Here is a 21,012-nt window from a genome sequence, read left to right on the forward strand (position 1 = left end):
CCGCCGCCGTCTGGGCCGCAGCCGCCGGTTTCAAGCGGCTCCGGCCTGGCCCGGCCGCGCCCAAGCCCAAGACCGCGCGCGGCGAGGCGACAAGGCGGGCCATCCTGTCGGCGGCGGAAAAGGTCATCGGCGAGCAGGGCTTCAACGAGGCCTCCATCGGCTCGATCACCCGCGAGGCGGGCGTCGCACAGGGCACATTCTACATCTATTTCGCCAGCAAGGACGATGTCTTCTCCGAGCTTGTGGCCGATATGGGCCGGATGTTGCGCCATGCGATCAGCGAGGCAACCGCCGGCATCGCCAACCGGCTGGACGCCGAGCGCGAGGGCCTGCGCGCCTTCCTGACCTTCGTCTCCGCCCATCCGGAGCTCTATCGCATCGTCCAGGAAGCGCAATTCGTCGATCCCAAGGCCTATCTCGCCTACTTCCGCACCTTCGCAGAGGGCTACCGGGACGGACTGGCGCAGGCGGCGGACACTGGCGACATCCGCGCGGGTGACGCCGATATTCGCGCCTGGGCGCTGATGGGGATCGCGCGCTCGCTGGGCGAATATTCCGTCGTCTTCGGCAGCGACGCCTCGATCGACGAGATGGTCGACACCGCGCATGAGATGATCGTCCACGGGCTGGCCGCCGGACGCGCCCGGAGCGCCGACGATGCCTGATTTCGCCGGTCTGGAGATCCACGACCGCGTCGCGACCGTGACGCTGGACCGGCCCGGTCGCGGCAACGCGCTGGTGCCGGAGCTTCTGCGCGATCTTCGCGATTGTCTCGCGCGGGCCGCCCGCGCCGACGTGCATGTTCTGTTGCTGCAGGCGCGGGGGCGGGCGTTTTCCGCCGGCGGCGATGTCGCCGCCTTCGCCGGGCACGGCGCGGACACGCAAGGATTGCTGGCCTATTCGGCCGAGATCGTCGGAGACCTCAATCGCGCCATTCTCGACCTTCTGGCCTTTCCCGTACCCGTGGTGGCGGCGGTCAATGGCGCGGTCACCGGCGGGTCCGCCGGGCTGGTGCTTGCCAGCGACATCGTGGCGATGAGCGAGCGGGCATTCCTTCAGCCCTATTATTGCGACATGGGGTTTGCGCCGGACGGCGGCTGGACCGCGCTGCTGCCGGAGCGTATCGGCGCTGCGCGCGCGCTGGAGGTGCAATATCTCAACACAAGGCTCGATGCCCGCACCTGCCGGGATCTCGGGCTGGCGAGCCGGATCTGCGCGCCGGAGGCTCTCGAGGCGGATGTCGCCGAACTCATCGACGTGATCGTGTCCAAGGATCTTGCGAGCCTCAAGGCGAGCCGCGCGGGCGTGTGGACGCCGAAACGCCGGGCGGCCGTCGCGGTCGCGCTCGAGCGGGAACGCGCCGCCTTCCTTCATCTGATTGCCCGCCCGGAGACGGCGGCCCGCATGGCCGCCTTTCTGGCGCCCGTGGCGGCCGCGGGAAAAGGACGCTGACATGGACTGGCTGACCGACATGGCGGCAAAACGCGCGGAACTGACGCCGGACCGGCCCGCCTTCACCGATCACGCCAGCGGTGAGGTTCTGACCTTCGCCGAGGTGAATGCGCGTGCCATTCGCATGGCGCGCGCGTTTGCGGCCCTTGGCGCAGAGGAAGGCGACCGCATCGCCGTGCTTTGCCACAATCACCCGGAGTTTTTCGTGCTGCTGTTCGCGGCACAGAAGTCGGGCGTGATCCTGCTGCCGCTCAACTGGCGACAGCCGGCGCCGGAACTCGCGCCGGTGCTTGCACAGGCCGGCGCCCGGATCCTGCTGCATGACGCGGCGACCCGCGACACGGCAGCAGCCCTTTGCCAGGGCACGGACGTTCGCCGTCTCGGCTTTGCCGACGCGGCCGGAGAAGGCGGCACCGATAGTCTGGACGATGTGGCAAGCGGCCTTGCGCCGGCGTCGGCTCCGCTCGCACCCCGACGGGTGCCCGCCAACGCGCCCTGGTATCTGCTCGCCACCTCCGGGACCACAGGCGCGCCCAAGCTGGTGATCCAGACGCCGACGATGGCCTGGGCCAATGCGGTGAACTACAGCCAGGCCACGGGGCTTAGCGGCGACGACACGGCGGTGAACTTCCTGCCGCTGTTCCACACCGCCGGCATCAACCTGATGACGCTGCCGCTTTTTCTCGCCGGCGGCCACTCCATCGTGTTGCGCAAGTTCGAGGCCGAAACCGTGCTGGATCTCGTGCGGCGCGGAAAGATCACCGCCTTTTTCGGCGTGCCGGCGATCTATCAGGCGCTGGCGCTCGATCCGCGCTTCGAAACCGTGGATTTCGCGCCGCTGCGCTCGCTCGGCTGCGGCGGCGCGCCGATGCCGGCGCCCTTGCTGCGCACCTATCTGGCGCGCGGCGTGACCGTGTGCAACGGCATGGGCATGACCGAGACGGGGCCGACGGTGTTTCTCGCCGATGCAGCGCGCGCGCCGCAAAAGATCGGCTCCGTCGGCAAGGCACAGATCCTCACCGAGGTGCGTCTGGTCGCGCCCGACGGCACGGTGGTGGAGGGCGCCGGCGAGGGCGAATTGCAGATCCGCGGACCGGGCGTCACGCCCGGCTATTTCGAAAACCCCAAGGCAACCGCCGAAGCCTTTGCCGAGGGCGGGTGGCTGCGCTCGGGCGATGTCGCAAGGCGCGATGAGGACGGCTATTACGCCATCGTCGACCGCATAAAGGACATGTATATCTCCGGTGGCGAGAACGTCTATCCGGCCGAGGTGGAGAAGGTGCTCGTCACCCATCCGGCGGTTCTGGATGCGGTGGTTCTCGGCGTGCCGGACGACAAATGGGGCGAGGTTGGCGCCGCCTATCTGATCCCGCGTCCGGGCATGACGGTCGACCCGGCCGCCCTGGTCACCTGGTGTCGCGAGCGTCTCGCCGGCTACAAGGTGCCCCGCCACATCGAGATCGTCGAGGATCTGCCGCGCACCGCTGCCGGCAAGGTGCAGAAACACATTCTCAAGATGCAACACGCCGAGACCGGCAAACAGGAAAGGCAGGGCCGATGACCGCGCCCCTCGCAGATGCCGCCGCCTGCGGCGATGCCATGGAACATCACGCGCGCTGGACGCCGGACCAGGCGGACTTTGACCGCTTTGCCGCGCTGTCCGGCGACGACAATCCGATCCATGTCGATCCGGCGTTTTCCGCGCGCACCCGCTTCAAGCGCACGGTGTCGCACGGCATGCTGCTCTATTCCAGGCTCTGGGCGCTGATCCAGACCCGTTGGCCGGGCCGCCGCCATGCCGTGCAGGAACTGATGTTTCCAAACCCCGCCTATGCGGGAGAGGAGCTGGCGATCGCCATTGTGCCGGACGAGGCGGATCCCGATGATCTGGCAATCACGATCCGGCGGGTGGCGGATGACGCGGAGGTGCTGCGCGGACGGTGCCGTCTGGGTGAGGCGCCGGGTGCCGGCGCAAGCGCCCGCGAAACGCAACACCAAGATGCGCCGGACCCGGGAGCGCTGGCGGTTGGCCGCAGTGCGGAACTGGTGCGGCTCTATCCGCGCGCGCAAGCCGGCGACTTCGCCGCACTTTCCGGTCTGGACAAGGATCTCGACACGGTGCCGGAATCGCTGATCGGCGGCATGTTCTCCTATCTGCTGGGCGTGAAACTGCCGGGCTCCGGCACCAACTACCTCAAGCAGGAAATGACCTTCCATGCGCCGGCCGCCTTCGATGTGCCCCTGCGGGCGCGGGTCGCCATCACCCGGCTGCGGCCGGAAAAGCATCTCGTCGATCTGGAAACGGTCTGCGAGACGCTGGACGGGGAGGTGATCTGCACCGGGCGCGCGCTGGTCTATGTGGAAGACGTCGGCGCCTGACCGGTCAGCCGGGGAAGGCACAAACAAAAACACCGCCGGCAAGCCGGCGGTGTTCTCGTCAGGTTCGACTGGCCGGTTAAGGCTTAGTCGAGCGCGAGCTGCGCGGCCTGCAGGCCACGGCCGCGACGATCTTCTTCCGTCACGAAGGTCAGCGTGGTGCCTTCAGCCGGAACGGCCATGCCCGAACGTTCGAAAGCGGTGATGTGAACGAACACGTCCTTGCCGCCTTCGGCCGGGGTGACGAAGCCAAAACCACGATCATGGTTGAAGAACTTGAGGGTGCCTGTCTGGCGCATGGGAAACTCCTGTCCCGAGTCTTAGTTTAAAGAGCGCAAGTAAGCGCACTTGCTTGCGCGAGCGTGGCATTCAGAAACGGGAAAGGCAGTTCTGTCCGACAAGACCGGTCCCTGGGACCGGGTAGGCGCCGCATACCGAAACTTTCTTAACCGGGGTTCGAATTTTCAAGCCCGCTTGTGAAGGACCAAAGTCCAACGACGGCATGGTAGTCGAAATGGGCCATTCCGGCAAGGGCAATGAAAATTGACGTAGGGTTTTGGGCGCCCGTTACTCTGCCTTGCACAGGTCGGCAAGGAGCGCGTTGAAGGCCCCGGACGCCTCCAGATGGGGGGCGTGGCCGGCCGTCGCAAAGGGACGGATGCGCCCGTGTCGCAGGCGGTCCAGCTGCCATTCGGCCGCCCCGCCCGCATAGAGCTGGCTCGCGCCGCCGGGCGTCAGCGTGACCGCAACGTCGATCCGCGGGAGGAGGGGGCGAAAGTCCTGTGCGGTGAGCGAGCTCCACATGGCGGCGAGCGCCGGCCCGCGCGCCTTGCGCATCTCGGCTTCCGCAAAGGCGATAAGCTCTTCCGGCGCGTCCGCCGCGAAGCTGCGCCGGGCGGTGGCGCCGACCAGCCGCGGCCACTGGCTGGAGACCGCGCGGGCGAAGTCCCGGCTGCGGACGGCATCGAGGCCGGAGCGCGTGCCATGCGGCCAGTCCGCGTCGTTCAGCACCTTGGGCGACATGTCCTCGACCACGAGATGGGCGAGGCGACCGGTGCCGTGGCGCTCGATCATCGACCAGGCGACCAGCGCGCCCATCGACCAGCCGACCAGCACGACATCCCGAAGGTCCTCTACGGCAAGCAGCCGCTCGAGCGCGTCGGCTGCCGCCTCGATGGTCAGGCCGTCGCTCTGCGCGCTGTCGCCATGGCCGGGAAGATCGGGGGCGATTACCCGGGTTATGCGGCCGAGCGCCTCCATCTGCGGGCGGAAGAAGCCACCGTGGCACGACCAGCCGTGCAGCAGCACGAGCGGGCGCGCGTCCGGCGTCCGGGTGCCGGCCGCGCGAAAGGAAAGCAGGGTCATCCGCGGCTCCGCAGCCGGCCCACCACTCCATCCGGGAAGAAATAGACGGAGACAATGAAGAGCACGCCGAGCCACATCAGCCAGCGTTCCGGTGCCACAAGGTCGGGGATGAGCGGCAGCATGGCGGTGGCGTGTTCGGCGGCCCCCATCAGGCTTTGCAGATAGGTCTGCGCCAGGATGAAGAGCGTTGCGCCGATCACCGCGCCATACATGGTTCCCATGCCGCCGATCACCACCATCAGCAGGATGTCGATCATGATCTCCATCGACAGCGTCGTCGCCGGTCCGGTGTAGCGGATCCAGATCGCGAGCAGCGCGCCGGCCAGGCCCGCGACGGCGGCAGACAGCACGGTGGCGGCGGTGCGGTACCAGATCACCCGGTAGCCGATCGCCTCGGCGCGGAAGGCATTGTCGCGCACGGCCTTCAAGGTTCGGCCAAAGGGCGAGTTGACGACCCTGAGCAGCCCCAGGAAGAGCACCAGCGCGGAGACGAACACGAGATAGTAGGCAAGCAGCCGACCGTCGATGCGCACATCCAGGATGCGCATGTCGAGAAGCTTGTAGGCCGGCGTCAGCACCCGCGGGATGCGGTAGGTCAGCCCGTCCTCGCCGCCGGTGATGGTGGAAAGCTGCGAGACGAGAACCGCAAAGGCGCTGGCAACCGCCAGCGTCACCATGGCGAAGAAGATCGCCTTCACCCGCAGCGAGAACAGTCCGATGGCAAGCGCGAGTGCCGCGGCGACGGCGGTTCCGCCGAGAACGCCGACGACAATCGCCGTGAAGGACGCGCCAAGTGCGGAGAGCGACAGCGCCACGCCATAGGCGCCGATGCCGAAGAACATCGTATGGGCGAAGGAGACGATTCCCGTATAGCCGAGCAGCAGGTCGTAGCTTGCCACCAGCACGATGAAGATGCAGATGCGCGCGGCCGTATCCAGCGACTTGGTGCCGGGAAACAGGAAGGGCGCGAAGGCGAGCGCGAGGGCAATCGCGATCAGCACCAGCGCCAGGGGGCGGGAGTTCGGGCGGTCGCCGGAAAGAAGCCTGTCGATCATGGGTACGTCCTACTTCGCCTTGACGACGGGATAGAGTCCCTCGGGCCGCCACATCAGCACACCGACCATCAGCGCGATGGTGGAGACGAGCGCAACCTTGGGAGCGAGGAAGGTCATGTAGTTGGACAGAAGGCCGACGAGCAGCGCGCCGATGAAACAGCCCTCGATGGAGCCGAGCCCGCCGATGATGACGACGATGAAGACCAGCACCATCAGCTCCGATCCCATATGCGCGGTGATCGTCTCGTTGTAGAGGCCCCACATCACGCCGCCGAGGCCGGCGAGCGCGGAGCCGACCATGAAAACCACCAGGAACAGCCGGCGGATGCGGTAGCCGAGCGCCTCAACCATCTCGCCGTTCTCCACGCCGGCGCGCACCAGCAGGCCGACCTTGGTCGACTTCAGCATGTGGCGCATGCCGAGGAACAGCACGAGGCCGATGGCGACGGCGAAGAGGCGGTATTTCTCGATCACCGCGTCGAAGACGATGACCGAGCCGCGCAGCGTCTGCGGCCGGGCGACATGAATCGCATCCGGCCCCCACACCACGTGAATGAGCTGCTGGGCAACGATCAGCCCGCCCATGGTCACCAGGATCTGTTTCAGGTGATGGCCGTAGACCGGGGCGACGATCACCCGTTCGAAGGCAAGTCCGAGCACACCGGTCACCGCCATGGCGGCGAGGATCGCGAGAAAGACCGCGGCGAGGTTCATCATCACCGCCGGGTTCTCGGTCCAGCCCGTCAGCCAGGCGAGCACCGTGAAGCCGACGAAGGCACCGACGGAGACGAAGGCGCCATGGCCGAAGTTGATCACGTCCATCAGCCCGAAGACCACCGTCAGCCCGGAGGCCATGATGAAGATCATCAGCCCCATGGCGAGGCCGGCCACCGTCAGCGTCAGCCAAGTCGCGGGGTCGGCGATGGCGATCAGCCCCGCCAGCGCCATCACCGGCGCAAGCAGCAGGGGCGCGGCCTTGCGCAGCCGGTCGCCGGTGGAACTGGCCACCAGCTTGGGTCGGATCGCGGTCTCGCTCATTGGTGCACCTCCAGGCTCAGTCCCATCAGCCGCTCCTGCATTCCGGGGTCGCCGGCAAGTTCGGCCATCGCGCCGGCATGCACGACGCGGCCGTCGTCCATCACCGACACCGTGTCGCCGAGCGCGGAGGCCATGGCGAAATTCTGTTCAACGAGCAGGATCGTCGTGTCCGTCTCCTTGAGTTCGCCGAGCGCGCGGGTCATCGCGGAGATGATGGCCGGGGCAAGCCCCTTGCTCGGCTCGTCGATCAGGATCAGCCGGCGCGGCTCGATGATGGCGCGCGCGACCGCGAGCATCTGCTTCTGGCCGCCTGACAGCGTGCCGGCGGGTTTCTCCCAGAAGGTCGCGATCGGCGGGAACAGCTCCTTGATCCAGGCAAGCCGGGTCGGGTCGAAGGGCCCTTGGGTTGCCGCAAGCTGCATGTTCTCGCCGACGGTGAGGTCGGAGAAGATCCCCATGTTCTCCGGCACATAGGCAATGCCGGCACGCGAGATCGCCGGCGTCGGCGTTCCGCCGATGGAGTTGCCGTCGAAGCGGATCTCGCCGGCGCTGGGCTTGAGAAGCCCCATGATGGTGCGCAAGGTGGTGGACTTGCCCGCACCGTTGCGCCCCAGAAGCACGCTCACCCCGCCGCGCGGCACGACAAGGTCGACGCCTTGCAGGATGTGATAGGGACCGATGTGGGTGTGGACGCCCGAGAGCGTCAGCAGCGCCTCAGTCATGGGCGATTTCCTCCGCCGGTTCCGGCGCCTTGCCGAGATAGGCCTCCTGCACGATGGCCGAGCGCATCACCTCACCCGGCTCGCCATCAGCGACCAGTTCGCCGTTGTGCAGCACGATGATCCGGTCGGCGAGCGAGCGGATCACGTCCATCTTGTGCTCCACCAGCAGGATGGTTCGGTCATGATCGCGCTTGAGGTCGCGGATCAGGTCGAGAATGACCGGCACCTCGTCGACGCTCATGCCAGCCGTCGGCTCGTCGAACATCAGCACCTGGGGTCCGAGCGCGATCATCAGCGCCACCTCCAGCTTGCGCTGGTCGCCATGCGGCAGCGCGGAGACCGGAAGGTCGCGTTTCTGCAGGAGGTTGACCTCGGCCAGCACGTGATCGGCGCGTTCGGTCAGCTCGATGTGGCTGTCGGCGCGCGAGATGAGGTCGAAGCCGCGATTGGCGCGGGCCTGCACGACGAGGCGGACGTTCTCGCGCACGGTGAGGCTTGGAAACAGGTTGGTGAGCTGAAAGGCGCGTCCGATGCCGCGCCGGCAGCGCTCCGCGACGCCGAGCCGGGTGATCGTCTCGCCATTGAGGCGGACAGACCCCTCGCTTGCCTTCAGCTGTCCGGAGATCAGGTTGAAATAGGTGGTCTTGCCGGCGCCGTTCGGCCCGACGATGGCGGTCAGCGTGCCGCGCCTGAAGGCGCAGCTCACGCGGTCGACAGCGACATGGCCGCCGAAACGGATGGTCAGGTCCTGGGTTTCGAGCACCGGCGGTTCGACAGCCGTCGGCCGGCCGGCAGGATGGTCGCGCGTCACGGCGGCATCTCCGTAAGGGGGCGACGAACGGCGGCGTGGCCGGCGTCTTGCGTGCGAAAAGGGACGGGGAGACGGCGCGGTCGCCGTCTCCGGGGCGCTGTTGTCAGCGTCCGTTGCGCACAGGGATCGACATGTCCTCGATCTTCAGCTCGCGAACGAGCTCGGGAATGCCCCATTCCACGTCCGGTTCGACCCGGATCTTGAAGTGGTACATCGACTGCAGCGCCTGGTGATCCTCGGGGCGGAAGATCATCGTGCCCTTCGGCGTTTCGAAGGACATGCCTTCCATCGCCGCGATCAGCTCTTCCGTGTCCGTGGAGCCGGCCTTGCGGATGCCCTCGACCACGGCGATCGCCGCCGTCATGCCGCCGGCGGTGAAGAAGTCGGGCGGCGACTGGAAGCGTTTCTCGTGTTCGGAGACCAGCCAGTCGTTCGCCGGGTTCTTCGGGATCTCGTGATAGTAATAGGTGGCGCCTTCCATGCCGGGGAGGGCCTTGTAGGCCTTCATCGCCGCAAGGATGTTGCCGCCGGTGGCGATCTCGATGCCGAGGCGTTCCGGCTCCATCGCCTTGATCTTGCCGATGGGGTTGTTGCCGCCCGCCCAGATGATGAAGAGGAACTTGCGGCCCTCGATATCCTTCATGGCCTCGAAGATGCGCTGGGCGCTCGCGGTGAAGTCCTGGGTGTCGGTCGGCGCATATTCCTCGAAGGCGAGCGTCGCGCCGGTGCCGGCAAGCGCTTCCTTGAAGGCGGCGACGCCGTCGCGGCCGAAGGCATAGTCCTGCGCCAGCGTCGCGATGGTCACGCCCTCCTGGCCGAGCGCCACCGCATTGGCAATGGCGTCCTGCGAGGAGTTGCGCGCCGTGCGGAAGATGTAGCGGTTCCAGTTCTCGCCGGTGATGCTGTCGGCGACCGCCGGCTCGACGATGAGAAGCTTGCCGTATTCCTCAGCGACCGGAAGCATGGCGAGCGCAACGCCCGAGGACACGGGACCGACGGCGATATCCACCTCGTCGTCGCCATAGGCCTCGGCGAGTGCTGCGCGGGCGATGTCCGGCTTGAGCTGCGTGTCCTTCTCGATCACGACGATCTTGCGGCCGTCGATCTCCATCGTGCCGTTGGTGGCATATTCCAGCCCCATCATGAAGCCTGTGTGCGACTGCTTCGCATAGGCCTCCAGCGCGCCCGTCTTGCCGTAGACATGCGCGATCTTGATGTCGTCGGCCAGGGCCGGCGCACCCGCAAGCCCGGCCGCGACGAGCGCGGCGGCATACAAATGTCTCATGGTCTTTCCTCCCGTTCGACGTCCGGTCGGCGCGTGGCATGTGCGTGTCGCGGCGTCTTGCAATATATGACGCATGATTCATGTTTCATGTCAATTCGGCCGCCGGCCTGCCGGTTCCCGGATCCCGACGAATTTCGCCAAATCCCGCCCGATCCCGGCCGGTCGCCCAACACGGCGAAGCGTGATCGCCGTCACATCGGAATGCCGGGGATGGGCCTATCTTCAGGACATAGGCGGACGACAGAGCCGCAGGGATGTTCAAACAGAAGCTCAGACAGAGGGAATCAAGTCATGATGAAGAAGATCGCAACCACCGGGTTTGCCATTGCCCTGACCGCCGGCGCCATGCTCGCGACCGGCTCCACCGATGCCGAGGCGAAGAAGTGGCACCATCAAAACGGCTGGGCCGCGGCCGGCGGCTTCGTGGCCGGCGCGGTGATCGGATCGGCGCTCTCCCAGCCGCGTTACGTCCAGCCGGCGCCTGAATATGTGCCCGCGCCGGTCTACTACGGCCGCCCGGCGCCCTGGTCGCCCGCGTGGTATCGCTATTGTTCGTCGAAATATCGCAGCTTCAACCCGGACACCGGCTATTTCCTGACCTATTCGGGACGCTACAAGTTCTGCCGCTGATCCGGCGGAATTGACAGGACTGCCGATAAAGGGCCGGGCGCACCGGCCCTTTATCTGTTTGGGCCGGCATGCGTCGTGCGGGAGCGGAGGCGACGGGTTATCGCCCGGCGGGTCGGGAGGGGGCGTCTAGAAACTCGGCGGTCGTGCGATCGCGGCCCATGTCCTTGGACCGGTACAGCAGGCGATCCGCCCGGGCGAAGGCCTCGTCCATGGTATCGTCGTCGCGATAGTCGGTGACGCCAAGCGACATCGTCAGCGCGATGTCCTTGTCCTCAAGGGGGATCGGCGTTGCGCTCAGCAGGGTCCGCATGCGTTCGGCGCGCTCGACGCTCTCGCTCGACGAGGTATTTGGAAGGATCACAAGGAATTCCTCGCCGCCGAGACGCCCAAGGTAATCTGTGTCGCGCAGTTGCGATTCAATGCGGCGGCAAAATTCCTTCAACACCTCGTCGCCGGCGAAATGTCCCAGATCGTCATTGACCTTCTTGAACTTGTCGATGTCGAGGATCATCAGGCAAAGAGGTTCGCCGCGCGCGCGTGCCCGAATGCCGCAATCGCGCGCCGCGGACAGGATCGCGCGCCGCGACATCGTCCCGGTCAGCTCGTCGCGATGCGCCAGTTCGTAAAGCTCCGCCTGCCGCATTTTCAGTTCGGTGATGTCGACCCGGAACCCCACCGTGCCGCCATTCGGCAAGCGCTTTTCCAGCACCCGGACCCAACGTCCGTCCGGCAGGAGCTGTTCCACCGGCCCGGTCGGATTCGCATGGGCCGCCAGGCGCTCCGCGATCCAGGCATCTTCCCGTCCGATCGCTTCCGCATATTGCTTGCAGCGCACGCCTTCGCGAATGATCTCCTCGAAGCTGCGCCCCGGCTGGATGACGTGGGCCGATTCCGGATAGGTCTCGCGATATTGCTCGTTGCAGATTGTCAACCGGTCGTGTTTGTCGAAAAGCACGAAGCCGTCGGGAAGCGTCTCGATCGCTTCCACCATCACCTTCCAGGCATCGCGCGCGGTTTGCTCGGCACCGTCGTGCTGGATCTCGCGGACGGCCAGATGGGCGGCATCCTCAAGGGCCTGGCGGTCGATTTCGCTGGCGCTCACGGGCGTGCGGCTTGCAAGGCACAGGGTGCCGATGGCCTTGCCGGTCGCGTCGCGAAGCGCGACACCGGCGAGAAACTCAAGGCCGAGGGCGCCCGGATCGACGGCCTGGCGGTTCGCCGCAGCCGACGGCCCGTTCGCTTGCAGGATCAGCGGGGCCGCGCTCTTCAGGATGGCGTTTGCCACGTCCCGGGAGGCATCGCGCAGCTTCCCGCACCGGTCATTGGAATAAAACCTCCGCCCGTCCAGCGGCTCCAGCAGGGTTATGAAGATGCATTCGACAGGGTGCAGCCGCTCGAGAAGCCGGAACAACCGGGCCAGCGATGGCGCGTCCGGCCCCTGCGAGCGGGACATCGGCTTGGACGCGGCCAAGACGTTCTTTGCCAGAGGCACGAGCCTGGGTGGTGGATTGCCAATAATCAAGAGACCAAACCCCGATAAACGCAACCGAGCATTCTCAAAAATAACACTACGGAAACAGTGTAGTCCGAGAAGGTAAAAGTTCGATCAATTTGCAGGTCTATTTTTTGACGAAAGGTCTCTGCTCCGCTGTCAAAGGAACGCCGCGGTCTTTTTCTCAGGCGACAAAGTGGGGTTTCAAGCCGTGGGGTCTTGCCCTGTCGCGAGACCGGAGCGCAGGGGCAGGGACATGCGGTGGTTCACGTGATGGTCTTGGCGCCCGCCAGTCGCGCATCGATGGCGTGCGCGGCTGCAAGGCCTGTCGCGAAACAGGCCTGGAGCAGATAGCCGCCGGTCGGCGCGTCCCAGTCGATCATCTCGCCGGCGACGAAGACGCCGGGGCGGTCCGTGAGCATGTAGCTGTCGTCGATGCTCTCCCACGAAATGCCACCGGCGGAGGAGATCGCCCGTTCCAGCCCGGCAAGCCCCGCGACGGGAAGCGGCAGGGCCTTGATCTGCGCGGCGAGCGCTTCCGCATTGTCGGGCCGTTCGCCGGCTTCCTGAAGCAGCGCCACGGCCGCGGGCGCAAGACCGGTGCTTTTTCGCAGGTGGTTGGAGAGTGAGTTCTTGCCGCGCGGTCGGGCAAGCCTTGCCGCAAGGGGCCCGGCATCGAGGTCTGGGCGCAGGTCGAGGGTAAGGACGGGAGCGTGTTGCGTTTCCAGCGCCCGGCGGATGTCCGGGCTGAGGGCATAGATGCCGCCGCCCTCCAGTCCGCTTTCGGTGATCATGGCTTCGCCGCGCACCGTGCGGTCGCCGATGCTCAGCGCGATCCGCTTCAGCGGAACCCCCTGGAACCGCGCGGCGAAATGCGCCGACCAGTCGATGCGCACGCCGCAATTGGACGGGGCGAAGGGCGTGCAGCCGATTCCGATGGCATCGGTGGCGCCGGTCCACAGGCCGTCGCTGCCAAGCCGCGGCCAGCTCGCGCCGCCGGTGGCAAGCAGCACGGCGTCCGGCGCGGGAAAACTCCGCGCGCCCTCGGGCGTGTCGAACAGCAACTCGCCTTGCGTGCCGAAGCCGGTCCAGCGCCAGCGGGTGCGGATCGAGACGCTGTTTGCGGCAAGCCGCGCCAGCAAGGCACGCAGAAGCGGCGAGGCCTTCATCTGGCGCGGGAACACGCGCCCGCTCGACCCGACGAATGTCTCGATGCCGAGGTCCGCGCACCAGGCCCTGAGCGCCTCCGGCGGAAAGGCCTCGAAGGCGGCCCTGAGCCGCGGCTCTGCCTTGCGGTAGCGCGAGAGAAAAGCGTCCGCCGGTTCGCTATGGGTCAGGTTGAGCCCGCCGCGCCCGGCCATCAGGAACTTGCGCCCCACGGAGGGCATCCGGTCGAACACCGTCACCTTGATGCCCTGCGCCGACAGGCTGTCGGCTGCGATCAGCCCGGCCGGTCCGCCGCCGATGATCGCGACATGCGCGGATGTCCCGGTCATTGCGACGTTCCTCGTGTCTCGCTCTGCGCCAGCAGTTCGGCCTCATAGGCCTTGGCCAGCCGCAGAAAGCGCGTGTAGGCGAAATTGGTCGAGATCACGAGGCCCCACCAGCCGTAGAGCGCGTAGCGGCGCACCACATAGGCCTTGAGAAAGGCGAAGGGAAATTCGGTGAGGAGCCGCCAGCGCGCGATTCTCCGGCCGCGCGCTGCCATGTCGTCGGCCTGCATGGTGGAGTAGCGGTTCATCTTCTCTACGTGGAAGGCGACGGAGCGAATCGAGCGGTGCGCCATCGCCGCCTTGAGCTGCGCAATGCGAGCGCCTTCCGGCGGGCGCACGGTGTCATGCACGGGAGAATCGGAGAACCGCCCCTTGCTGCGATCGTAGAGCCGGATCTGGTTGTAGCCATAAGCCCAAGGGGCCGGTTCCGATTCATGCGCGAAGACATCGCGGATGCGCACGCGCCAGAATGGTGCGTTTTCGAGCGCTACGCTTGCCGCGAGCGCCTTGATCTCGGCGGCGAGCGCCGGAGTGGCGGCTTCGTCGGCATCCAGGTTGAACAGCCAGTCGTTCCGGCAGAGGTCTTCCGCGAAGCGTTTCTGCGGTCCGTAGCCCGGCCAGGGATTGACGAGAACGCGCGCACCAAACGATTCGGCCACGCGAACCGTCTCGTCCGTTGATCCGCTGTCGACCACGATCACCTCGTCGGCGAATGATTCGACGCTGCGAATGGCCCGCCCGATCCGGTCTTCCTCATTGTGCGCTATTATAAAGACGGAGATCGGGGTGGCGGCGGTCATGAAAAAGGGCCCTTGTCGCGGTCGAGGCAGCCGGCAGCCGGCCTGTGGGCGTTCCTTAGCGGGTTCTCCGGCCTTGGTTCAAGCAAATGCGCCGGCTGCACGGCCCGATGTCCGATACGCGCGCGGAATCACGCGAAAAACCGGCATCGGCGGAAATCCGCGCTTTCGGGCCGACAAGTGCTAACAGGGTCTTAACGGGGTGTGCCCACAAAGACACACTGTGTCCCTCCAGTGCCTTTAGAGGGCATTTGCCGGTTGCGAGGCGCGCACCCCGTCGCTTAAAACAAACTCGAGCTCGCGGGGAAGCTTGCTCAACTCTTCATCTCCTCTTGGCCGACAGGGCCTTGCAGGAAACAACGACGAGGTCAGGAAATGAACATCAAGAGCATCCTGCTCGGCGCTTCCGCAGCTGCCCTGGCAGCCACGGGCGCACAGGCCGCCGACCTTCCGGTCGCTCCGGAGCCGGTCGACTACGTTCGCGTTTGCGACGCTTTCGGCACGGGCTTCTTCTACATCCCGGGTACCGAGACCTGCCTGAAGATCGGTGGCGGTGTCCGCGCTGAATTCCGCATGTTCGACGTGCTCGACAACGGTGGTTCCAACTGGGACGCACGCACCGACGACAGCACCGGCATGCGTGCTCGTGGCTACATGAACTTCGACAGCCGCACCAACACCGAGTATGGCCTGCTGCGCACCTACGTGGCTGCGTACATCACGGTCGACAACTCGGGCGGCGCTGGCCTGACGCTTGACGAAGCCTTCATCCAGCTCGGCGGTTTCGTCGCTGGTCGTACCGGTTCGTACTTCGACTTCTACACCGGCGACAACTGGGGTTCGGTCCTGAACCAGGGCTTCTCGGATAACGGCGACGTCAACCTGTTCGCTTACACCTTCCAGTTCGGCAACGGCTTCTCGGCTTCGGCCTCGGTCGAAGTTGGTTCGGACCGTCGCGCCAACATCTTCTACAACGGCACTCAGATCGGCACGCGGGCTGTGGCTCTTACCGGAGCGGCATCTGCAACGATCACCGGTTACGGCGGCGACAAGGTGCCGGACTTCGTTGCCAACCTGCGCGTCGATCAGGGCTGGGGTTCCGCACAGTTGATGGGTGCCCTGCACCACGTCTATGGTCGCTCCTTGAACGCCGCGACGATGGGTACCGGCACGGCGGCTACCAACTTCCCGGGCGCAGTTCCGAACATCACCGGTAAGGGCAAGCTCGGCTACGCAATCGGCGCTGGCGCCACGTTCAACCTGCCGATGATCGCAGCTGGCGACAGCTTCTCGATCCAGGCAGCTTACGCGAACGGCGCAGTCGGCTACGTGAACGCCAACTTCACCGGCTTCTCGGACGGCTCCTACAACGCTGCCGGCCAGCTGAAGCTGTCCAGCGCTTGGGGCATCGGTGCAGGCTTCACGCACTTCTGGACCCCGGCGATCTCCACGTCGATCACCGCCAACTACTCGCAGCTTGACCAGGCTGCCGGTGGCGCTGACTTCAACGAGATCAACGTCCAGGGTAACGTCGGCTGGCGTCCGGTTTCCGGCCTCTACGTCGGTGCCGAGCTCGAGTACCGCAACCGCGACTTCACGGCAGCTGGTGCAGCTTCCGACGACGCGCTGGTCGGTATCCTCCGCGTGCAGCGCACGTTCTAATCTGATCCTCACGGATTGGATGAAAGCCCGGCGGGAAACCGCCGGGCTTTTTCTTTTGTCCGGCGTGAAGACCGGACGTCTGAACGCGAGATGGGCCGCCCGGCTGACGGGCGGCCCATCTCGTTTGGACCTGTGATGTCTTCGGGGGCGGCCAATCGGCGCCGTTTCAGGCGAGGCGCGGCATGGCCTTGCCGTCGGCGCCGAAGACATGGCAATCGCCGCCCTTCAGTCCGATGCGCACCGTGCTGTCGATCGATTGCGGCGCGTCGCCCCCGGCGCGGGCGGTGAGCAGGGTCCCGTCGGCGAGCCGCACATAGAGAAAATGGCTCTCGCCCAGTTCCTCCACGACTTCGACGGTGCCGGAGATCGCCTGATCGGTGTCCGCGCCGGCATGAAACAGATGCTCCGGGCGGACGCCCAGCGTTACCCGGTCGCCTGTAGCGAGGGCGGTCACGTTTACCGCCGCAAGGACATGGCCGCCGCCGGGCAGGGCGAGCGTTGCGCCTTCAGGGCTCGTCTCAAGCACCTCGCAGGATATGAAATTCATCTGCGGCGACCCGATGAAACCGGCGACGAAGAGGTTTTGCGGATGGTGGTAGAGGTCGAGCGGCGCGCCGACCTGTTCGACGCGGCCCGCCGACAGCACGACGATCTTGTCGGCGAGCGTCATCGCCTCGACCTGGTCGTGCGTCACATAGACCATCGTCGCGTTCATGCGCTCGTGCAGCTTGGCGATCTCGATGCGCATCTGCACCCGAAGCGAGGCATCGAGGTTCGACAGCGGTTCGTCGAAGAGAAACACCTTGGGATTGCGCACGATGGCGCGGCCGATGGCGACCCGTTGGCGCTGCCCGCCGGAGAGCTGCTTCGGTAGCCGATCGAGAAGCTCGCCCAGCTCCAGCGTGTCGGCCGCGGCGCGGACCTTTGCGTCGATGTCGTGCTTGTCCGTCTTCGACAGTTTCAGGCCAAAGGCCATGTTCTCGTAGACGGTCATATGCGGGTAGAGCGCGTAGGACTGGAACACCATCGCGATGCCGCGCTCCTTGGGGGTCTTGTCGGTGACATCCTCGCCGTCGATTTCCAGCGCCCCGACTGTGATGTCCTCCAGGCCGGCGATCAGACGGAGCAAGGTGGATTTGCCGCAGCCGGAGGGGCCGACGAAGACGACGAACTCCCTGTCGCGGATGTGCAGGTCGACGCCGTGGATCGTTTCGACCCGACCGAACGACTTGCGCACCTGCCTGAGAATGACCTCCGCCATGTTTGTCCTCCGTTGATCCGCCGCTGCTGCCGTGGCCGAGCGGGGTATCGCGTGTTTCAGCGTCAGTCCGCGCTGCGGCAGACCTGCGCATAGAGCGCGTCGAATGGCGCAAGCCGCAGCAGCGCTGCCTCGCCGTCGATCTCGATTTCACCCGAAAAGTCGGGCGCGTTTCGCGCGTGTGCCTGTGTGATGCCGTCAAGCCGGACACAGGCTTCGGTATCTCCCAGATTGAAAGCGCACAGCAGTTCACGCCCGTCCAAGACCCGCAGAAAGGCGAGAACCGGCTCATCGGTGTCGAGCAGCGTGATATCGCCGGCCAGCAACTCGGGCTGTTTGCGGCGCCAGGCCAGAAAGCGCCGGGTGCGGTGAAGCGGGGATGCGGGATCCGCTTCCTGCCGCTTGACGGAGCGGGCCCGGTGGTCGTCCGGGATCGGCAGCCAGGCGGAGACCTGCGAAAAGCCGGTGTGCGGCGCCTCGTCGTCCCAGGGCATCGGCGTGCGGCATCCGTCGCGCCCGCGAAACTCCGGCCAGAACTCCTTGCCGTAAGGGTCCTGCAGGTGTTCGAAGGCGACCTCGGCTTCCTTCAGGCCCAGTTCCTCGCCCTGATAGAGGCAGGGCGTGCCGCGCAGGGAGGTGACAAGGGCGACGATCAGCGGCGCGAAGGCCTCCGGCGGATGCATGCCGCCCCATCGCGTCGCGACGCGGGGCACATCGTGGTTCGAAACCGCCCAGCTCGGCCAGCCGCTGCCGATCCCGGCTTCCATGGCGCGAACAGTGCGGCGGATATGGGCGGCGGAGGAATCGGTCGTCAGAAGGTCAAAGCCATAGGCCATGTGCAGCCGCTTGTCGGCCTGGGTGTAGGCGGCGGTGGTGCCGAAGGGGTCGTGATCGGAGCCGATCTCGCCGACCATCGTGGCATGCGGATAGCTGTCGGTGAGCGCGCGCAGCCGCTCCAGGAACGCAAGGTTCTCCGGCTGCGTCTTGTCGTGGATATGGTCCTGATAGGAGTAGGGGTTGGAGCGCTCGACGCCGGAGATCGGCTTGCCCGGCGGCAGCGGCGGATTGTCCCGCAGTTTCGGGTCGTGGAAATAGAAGTTCACGGTGTCGAGGCGAAAGCCGTCGACGCCGCGCTCCAGCCAGAAACGCGCGGCATCGAGCACCGCGTCCTGCACCTCAACATTGTGGAAGTTAAGGTCCGGCTGGCTGGCCAGGAAGTTGTGCAGATAGTACTGCCGCCGCCTGGAATCCCAGGCCCAGGCCGATCCGCCGAAGATCGAAAGCCAGTTGTTGGGCGGTGTGCCGTCGGCCCTGGGATCGGCCCATACGAACCAGTCGGCCCGGGCGTTGTCGCGGCTGGCGCGGCTTTGCTGGAACCAGGGATGACGGTCGGAAGTGTGCGAGATCACGAGATCGATGATCACCTTGAGACCGCGATCATGCGCGGCCGCGATCAACCGGTCGAAGTCTTCCAGCGTGCCGAAGATCGGGTCGACATCGGTGAAATTCGAGACGTCGTAGCCGAAGTCGTCCATCGGCGAGGGATAGAACGGCGAGATCCAGATGGCGTCGACGCCCAGGCTCTCCACGTGGTCGAGTTTCGCCGTGATGCCGGCGAGATCGCCGATGCCGTTGCCGTCCGTGTCGTAGAAGGAGCGGGGATAGATCTGGTAGATGACCGCGCTGCGCCACCAGTCCGGGTCGGTGGCGGGCCGGGGGGCGGTTGCGGGGTCGGTGACGGACAGTGGAAGCATGAACGGACTATCCCTTGACGGCGCCGGCGGTGAGGCCGGAGACGATCTTGCGTTGGAAGATCAGCACGAGAACGACGAGCGGCACGGTGACGATCACGGAAGCCGCCATGATGTTGCCCCAGGGCAATTCATGCTGGCTGGCGCCGGTGATCAGCGCGATGGCGACCGGAACCGTGCGCATGTCGTTTGAGAGCGTGAAGGTGAGGGCGAAGAGAAACTCGTTCCATGCCGCGATGAAGGCGAGCAGGCCGGTGGTGACCAGCGCCGGCCACATCAGCGGCAGGAAGACATGGCGCACGATCACCCACGACGAGGCGCCGTCGACCACGGCGGCTTCCTCGAGTTCCTTCGGCAACTCGCGCATGAAGGTGGTGAGCACCCAGACGGTGAAGGGCAGCGTCAGGATCAGGTTCGACAGCACCAGCCCCGGCAGCGAATTGTAGATGCCGAGCAGCCGGATCAGCTCGAACATGCCGGACAGCACCGCCACCTGCGGAAACATGGAGACCGACAGGATGGTGAAGAGCAGCACCCCGCGTCCGCGAAAACTGACCCGCGCCAGCGCATAGGCGGCGGTGACGCCGAGAAACAGCGACAGGCCGACGACGACGCTCGCGACGGCGACCGAGTTCAGGATGTTGCGCGCAAACGGCTGTTCGGCGAAGACCGAGATGTAGTTGGACGGATCGAAACTGCTCGGCCAGTAGGTGACGGTGAAGAGCTCGGAGCCGGAGCGGAACGACGACAGGATCGCGTAATAGAACGGAAACACCGAGAAGACGACGATCGCCGCCACCAGGGCATAAAGGCCGAGTGTCTTGAGCGGAGAGCGGCGCATCATTTCATCTCCCCGCCGAGCCGGACCTTGCCGAGCGTGATGGTGGCGATGGTGAGCGCCGCGATGACCAGGAACAGAAGGGTCGAGGCCGCGGAGCCGTAGCCGACCTCCTGGAAGTCGACGAGTTGCTGGCGCGCATAGACGGACATCGACATGGTGTCGGAGGAATTCGACGTCAGCACGTAGATCAGGTCGAAGATGCGCAGCGCGTCGAGCGCGCGGAAGATCACCGCGACCATGATCGCCGGCCGGATCAGCGGCAGGGTGACCTTGAAGAACACCTTTACCGGATGGATGCCATCGACCCTTGCAGCTTCGTAGCAATCGGCGGGCAGCATCTGCAGGCCGGCGAGGATCAGCAGCGCCATGAAGGGCGTCGTCTTCCAGACATCGACCATGACCACCGCCCACATCGCGGTTTGCGGATCCGCCGTCCAGGCAACCGGCTGGGACAACAGTCCGATGCCCATGAGAATGTCGTTGAGGACGCCGAACTGGTCGTGCAGCATCCAGCCCCACATCTTGGCGGAGACGATGGTCGGGATCGCCCAGGGAATGAGAACGGCGGCGCGCACCAGGGCGCGGCCCCTGAAGTTGGCGTTGAGCACCAGCGCGACGATCAGCCCAAGCGCGGTTTCGATGGAAACGGACACGGCGGAAAACCAGATCGTGTTCCACACGGCATTCCACCAGGACGGATCGACGATCAGCCCGTAGGTCTCGCCGTCATAGACCGAGTAGTAGTTTTCAAGCCCGATGAACTGCGTGGCCGACAGGTCCGACAGGTTGGCATCGGTAAAGCCGAACCAGATGGTGCGCAGCAGCGGCCAGCCGGCGACCACGGCAAGAACGACGATCATCGGCGTCAGAAAGAGCCATGCGGATCTCAGCCGCGACTGCGACAGGCGCGAGCGTCGGGCCGGCGCGGCGGTGGCTGTGGTCAGGGCAATGTCGCTCATGGGATCGGGTCCGGTTTGCCCGCGC

General features: G+C 65.8%; 20 protein-coding genes. 6 read left to right on the top strand and 14 right to left on the bottom strand.

Annotated features, from left to right (window positions below; genetic code table 11):
- The first annotated feature begins 104 nt into the window (after window positions 1–104).
- The 4 genes from LC092_RS12875 to LC092_RS12890 are packed head-to-tail and all read left to right on the top strand — an operon-like array spanning window position 105 to window position 3,831.
- Window positions 105–665, top strand: coding sequence for a TetR/AcrR family transcriptional regulator (locus LC092_RS12875; RefSeq protein WP_224807207.1), 561 nt, complete (start codon window positions 105–107; stop codon window positions 663–665).
- Window positions 658–1,452: an enoyl-CoA hydratase/isomerase family protein gene (locus tag LC092_RS12880; protein WP_224806948.1), complete on the top strand. Its 795-nt coding sequence runs from the start codon at window positions 658–660 to the stop codon at window positions 1,450–1,452. The genes LC092_RS12875 and LC092_RS12880 overlap by 8 nt, the downstream gene beginning before the upstream one ends.
- Window position 1,453: 1 nt before the next feature.
- A complete protein-coding gene (locus tag LC092_RS12885) occupies window positions 1,454–3,013 on the top strand; it encodes an AMP-binding protein (RefSeq protein WP_224806949.1) in 1,560 nt (519 codons plus the stop codon).
- Window positions 3,010–3,831, top strand: a complete 822-nt coding sequence (locus LC092_RS12890) for a MaoC/PaaZ C-terminal domain-containing protein (RefSeq protein ID WP_224806950.1) — start codon at window positions 3,010–3,012, stop codon at window positions 3,829–3,831. Before LC092_RS12885 ends, LC092_RS12890 begins: the two co-directional genes overlap by 4 nt.
- An 83-nt stretch (window positions 3,832–3,914) precedes the next feature.
- Here the strand turns inward: LC092_RS12890 and LC092_RS12895 are convergent, their stop codons facing one another.
- From LC092_RS12895 to LC092_RS12925, 7 genes are all read right to left on the bottom strand, one after another.
- A complete protein-coding gene (locus LC092_RS12895; protein WP_029058427.1) occupies window positions 3,915–4,127 on the bottom strand; it encodes a cold-shock protein in 213 nt (70 codons plus the stop codon).
- 268 nt (window positions 4,128–4,395) lie between these two features.
- Entirely contained in the window at window positions 4,396–5,193 is a 798-nt protein-coding gene (locus LC092_RS12900) for an alpha/beta fold hydrolase (protein WP_224806951.1), read from the bottom strand.
- Window positions 5,190–6,248, bottom strand: coding sequence for a branched-chain amino acid ABC transporter permease (locus LC092_RS12905; protein WP_224806952.1), 1,059 nt, complete (start codon window positions 6,246–6,248; stop codon window positions 5,190–5,192). The genes LC092_RS12900 and LC092_RS12905 overlap by 4 nt, the downstream gene beginning before the upstream one ends.
- 9 nt (window positions 6,249–6,257) lie before the next feature.
- Window positions 6,258–7,286: a branched-chain amino acid ABC transporter permease gene (locus tag LC092_RS12910; protein WP_224806953.1), complete on the bottom strand. Its 1,029-nt coding sequence runs from the start codon at window positions 7,284–7,286 to the stop codon at window positions 6,258–6,260.
- Window positions 7,283–8,008: an ABC transporter ATP-binding protein gene (locus LC092_RS12915; protein ID WP_224806954.1), complete on the bottom strand. Its 726-nt coding sequence runs from the start codon at window positions 8,006–8,008 to the stop codon at window positions 7,283–7,285. Before LC092_RS12915 ends, LC092_RS12910 begins: the two co-directional genes overlap by 4 nt.
- Window positions 8,001–8,819 (bottom strand): ABC transporter ATP-binding protein, encoded by an 819-nt coding sequence (locus LC092_RS12920; RefSeq protein WP_224806955.1) that lies wholly within the window; start codon window positions 8,817–8,819, stop codon window positions 8,001–8,003. Before LC092_RS12920 ends, LC092_RS12915 begins: the two co-directional genes overlap by 8 nt.
- Window positions 8,820–8,922: 103 nt before the next feature.
- Window positions 8,923–10,104: a substrate-binding domain-containing protein gene (locus LC092_RS12925; RefSeq protein WP_224806956.1), complete on the bottom strand. Its 1,182-nt coding sequence runs from the start codon at window positions 10,102–10,104 to the stop codon at window positions 8,923–8,925.
- 291 nt (window positions 10,105–10,395) lie between these two features.
- Between LC092_RS12925 and LC092_RS12930 the strand changes: the two genes are divergently transcribed.
- Window positions 10,396–10,734, top strand: a complete 339-nt coding sequence (locus LC092_RS12930) for a BA14K family protein (RefSeq protein WP_224806957.1) — start codon at window positions 10,396–10,398, stop codon at window positions 10,732–10,734.
- A 97-nt stretch (window positions 10,735–10,831) separates the two neighbouring features.
- Here LC092_RS12930 and LC092_RS12935 read toward each other — a convergent pair whose 3' ends face one another.
- The 3 genes from LC092_RS12935 to LC092_RS12945 form a co-directional block, all read right to left on the bottom strand.
- Window positions 10,832–12,205: a sensor domain-containing diguanylate cyclase gene (locus LC092_RS12935; RefSeq protein ID WP_224806958.1), complete on the bottom strand. Its 1,374-nt coding sequence runs from the start codon at window positions 12,203–12,205 to the stop codon at window positions 10,832–10,834.
- A gap of 287 nt (window positions 12,206–12,492) precedes the next feature.
- The gene (locus LC092_RS12940) at window positions 12,493–13,722 is read right to left on the bottom strand and encodes a TIGR03862 family flavoprotein (protein ID WP_224806959.1); all 1,230 of its coding nucleotides are present in this window, start codon (window positions 13,720–13,722) and stop codon (window positions 12,493–12,495) included.
- Complete coding sequence (locus tag LC092_RS12945; RefSeq protein WP_224806960.1) at window positions 13,719–14,519, bottom strand: glycosyltransferase family 2 protein; 801 nt, start codon at window positions 14,517–14,519, stop codon at window positions 13,719–13,721. Before LC092_RS12945 ends, LC092_RS12940 begins: the two co-directional genes overlap by 4 nt.
- 372 nt (window positions 14,520–14,891) lie before the next feature.
- Between LC092_RS12945 and LC092_RS12950 the strand changes: the two genes are divergently transcribed.
- The gene (locus LC092_RS12950) at window positions 14,892–16,178 is read left to right on the top strand and encodes a porin (protein WP_224806961.1); all 1,287 of its coding nucleotides are present in this window, start codon (window positions 14,892–14,894) and stop codon (window positions 16,176–16,178) included.
- A 166-nt stretch (window positions 16,179–16,344) separates the two neighbouring features.
- On the opposite strand, the gene LC092_RS12955 is transcribed toward LC092_RS12950, so the two are convergent.
- The 4 genes from LC092_RS12955 to LC092_RS12970 all read right to left on the bottom strand — a co-directional run bounded on the left by LC092_RS12955 (window position 16,345) and on the right by LC092_RS12970 (window position 20,987).
- Window positions 16,345–17,439, bottom strand: a complete 1,095-nt coding sequence (locus LC092_RS12955; protein WP_224806962.1) for an ABC transporter ATP-binding protein — start codon at window positions 17,437–17,439, stop codon at window positions 16,345–16,347.
- A 62-nt stretch (window positions 17,440–17,501) separates the two neighbouring features.
- Entirely contained in the window at window positions 17,502–19,190 is a 1,689-nt protein-coding gene (locus LC092_RS12960) for an alpha-glucosidase (RefSeq protein ID WP_224806963.1), read from the bottom strand.
- Between the two features lie 7 nt (window positions 19,191–19,197).
- Window positions 19,198–20,031 (bottom strand): carbohydrate ABC transporter permease, encoded by an 834-nt coding sequence (locus LC092_RS12965; protein ID WP_224806964.1) that lies wholly within the window; start codon window positions 20,029–20,031, stop codon window positions 19,198–19,200.
- Window positions 20,028–20,987 carry a carbohydrate ABC transporter permease gene (locus LC092_RS12970; protein WP_224806965.1) on the bottom strand — a complete coding sequence of 320 codons (960 nt, stop codon included), beginning with the start codon at window positions 20,985–20,987 and terminating at the stop codon, window positions 20,028–20,030. Before LC092_RS12970 ends, LC092_RS12965 begins: the two co-directional genes overlap by 4 nt.
- Between the last annotated feature and the right edge of the window lie 25 nt (window positions 20,988–21,012).

It is taken from the genome of Stappia stellulata, assembly GCF_020176715.1.
Lineage (GTDB): Bacteria > Pseudomonadota > Alphaproteobacteria > Rhizobiales > Stappiaceae > Stappia.

Bases quoted from the DNA above. Each gene is read 5' to 3' on its own strand.
- LC092_RS12880 (WP_224806948.1), top strand. From the start codon at position 658: ATGCCTGATTTCGCCGGTCTGGAGATCCACGACCGCGTCGCGACCGTG.
- LC092_RS12885 (WP_224806949.1), top strand. From the start codon at position 1,454: ATGGACTGGCTGACCGACATGGCGGCAAAACGCGCGGAACTGACGCCG.
- LC092_RS12890 (WP_224806950.1), top strand. From the start codon at position 3,010: ATGACCGCGCCCCTCGCAGATGCCGCCGCCTGCGGCGATGCCATGGAA.
- LC092_RS12895 (WP_029058427.1), bottom strand. From the start codon at position 4,127: ATGCGCCAGACAGGCACCCTCAAGTTCTTCAACCATGATCGTGGTTTT.
- LC092_RS12900 (WP_224806951.1), bottom strand. From the start codon at position 5,193: ATGACCCTGCTTTCCTTTCGCGCGGCCGGCACCCGGACGCCGGACGCG.
- LC092_RS12905 (WP_224806952.1), bottom strand. From the start codon at position 6,248: ATGATCGACAGGCTTCTTTCCGGCGACCGCCCGAACTCCCGCCCCCTG.
- LC092_RS12910 (WP_224806953.1), bottom strand. From the start codon at position 7,286: ATGAGCGAGACCGCGATCCGACCCAAGCTGGTGGCCAGTTCCACCGGC.
- LC092_RS12915 (WP_224806954.1), bottom strand. From the start codon at position 8,008: ATGACTGAGGCGCTGCTGACGCTCTCGGGCGTCCACACCCACATCGGT.
- LC092_RS12925 (WP_224806956.1), bottom strand. From the start codon at position 10,104: ATGAGACATTTGTATGCCGCCGCGCTCGTCGCGGCCGGGCTTGCGGGT.
- LC092_RS12930 (WP_224806957.1), top strand. From the start codon at position 10,396: ATGATGAAGAAGATCGCAACCACCGGGTTTGCCATTGCCCTGACCGCC.
- LC092_RS12940 (WP_224806959.1), bottom strand. From the start codon at position 13,722: ATGACCGGGACATCCGCGCATGTCGCGATCATCGGCGGCGGACCGGCC.
- LC092_RS12945 (WP_224806960.1), bottom strand. From the start codon at position 14,519: ATGACCGCCGCCACCCCGATCTCCGTCTTTATAATAGCGCACAATGAG.
- LC092_RS12950 (WP_224806961.1), top strand. From the start codon at position 14,892: ATGAACATCAAGAGCATCCTGCTCGGCGCTTCCGCAGCTGCCCTGGCA.
- LC092_RS12955 (WP_224806962.1), bottom strand. From the start codon at position 17,439: ATGGCGGAGGTCATTCTCAGGCAGGTGCGCAAGTCGTTCGGTCGGGTC.
- LC092_RS12960 (WP_224806963.1), bottom strand. From the start codon at position 19,190: ATGCTTCCACTGTCCGTCACCGACCCCGCAACCGCCCCCCGGCCCGCC.
- LC092_RS12965 (WP_224806964.1), bottom strand. From the start codon at position 20,031: ATGATGCGCCGCTCTCCGCTCAAGACACTCGGCCTTTATGCCCTGGTG.
- LC092_RS12970 (WP_224806965.1), bottom strand. From the start codon at position 20,987: ATGAGCGACATTGCCCTGACCACAGCCACCGCCGCGCCGGCCCGACGC.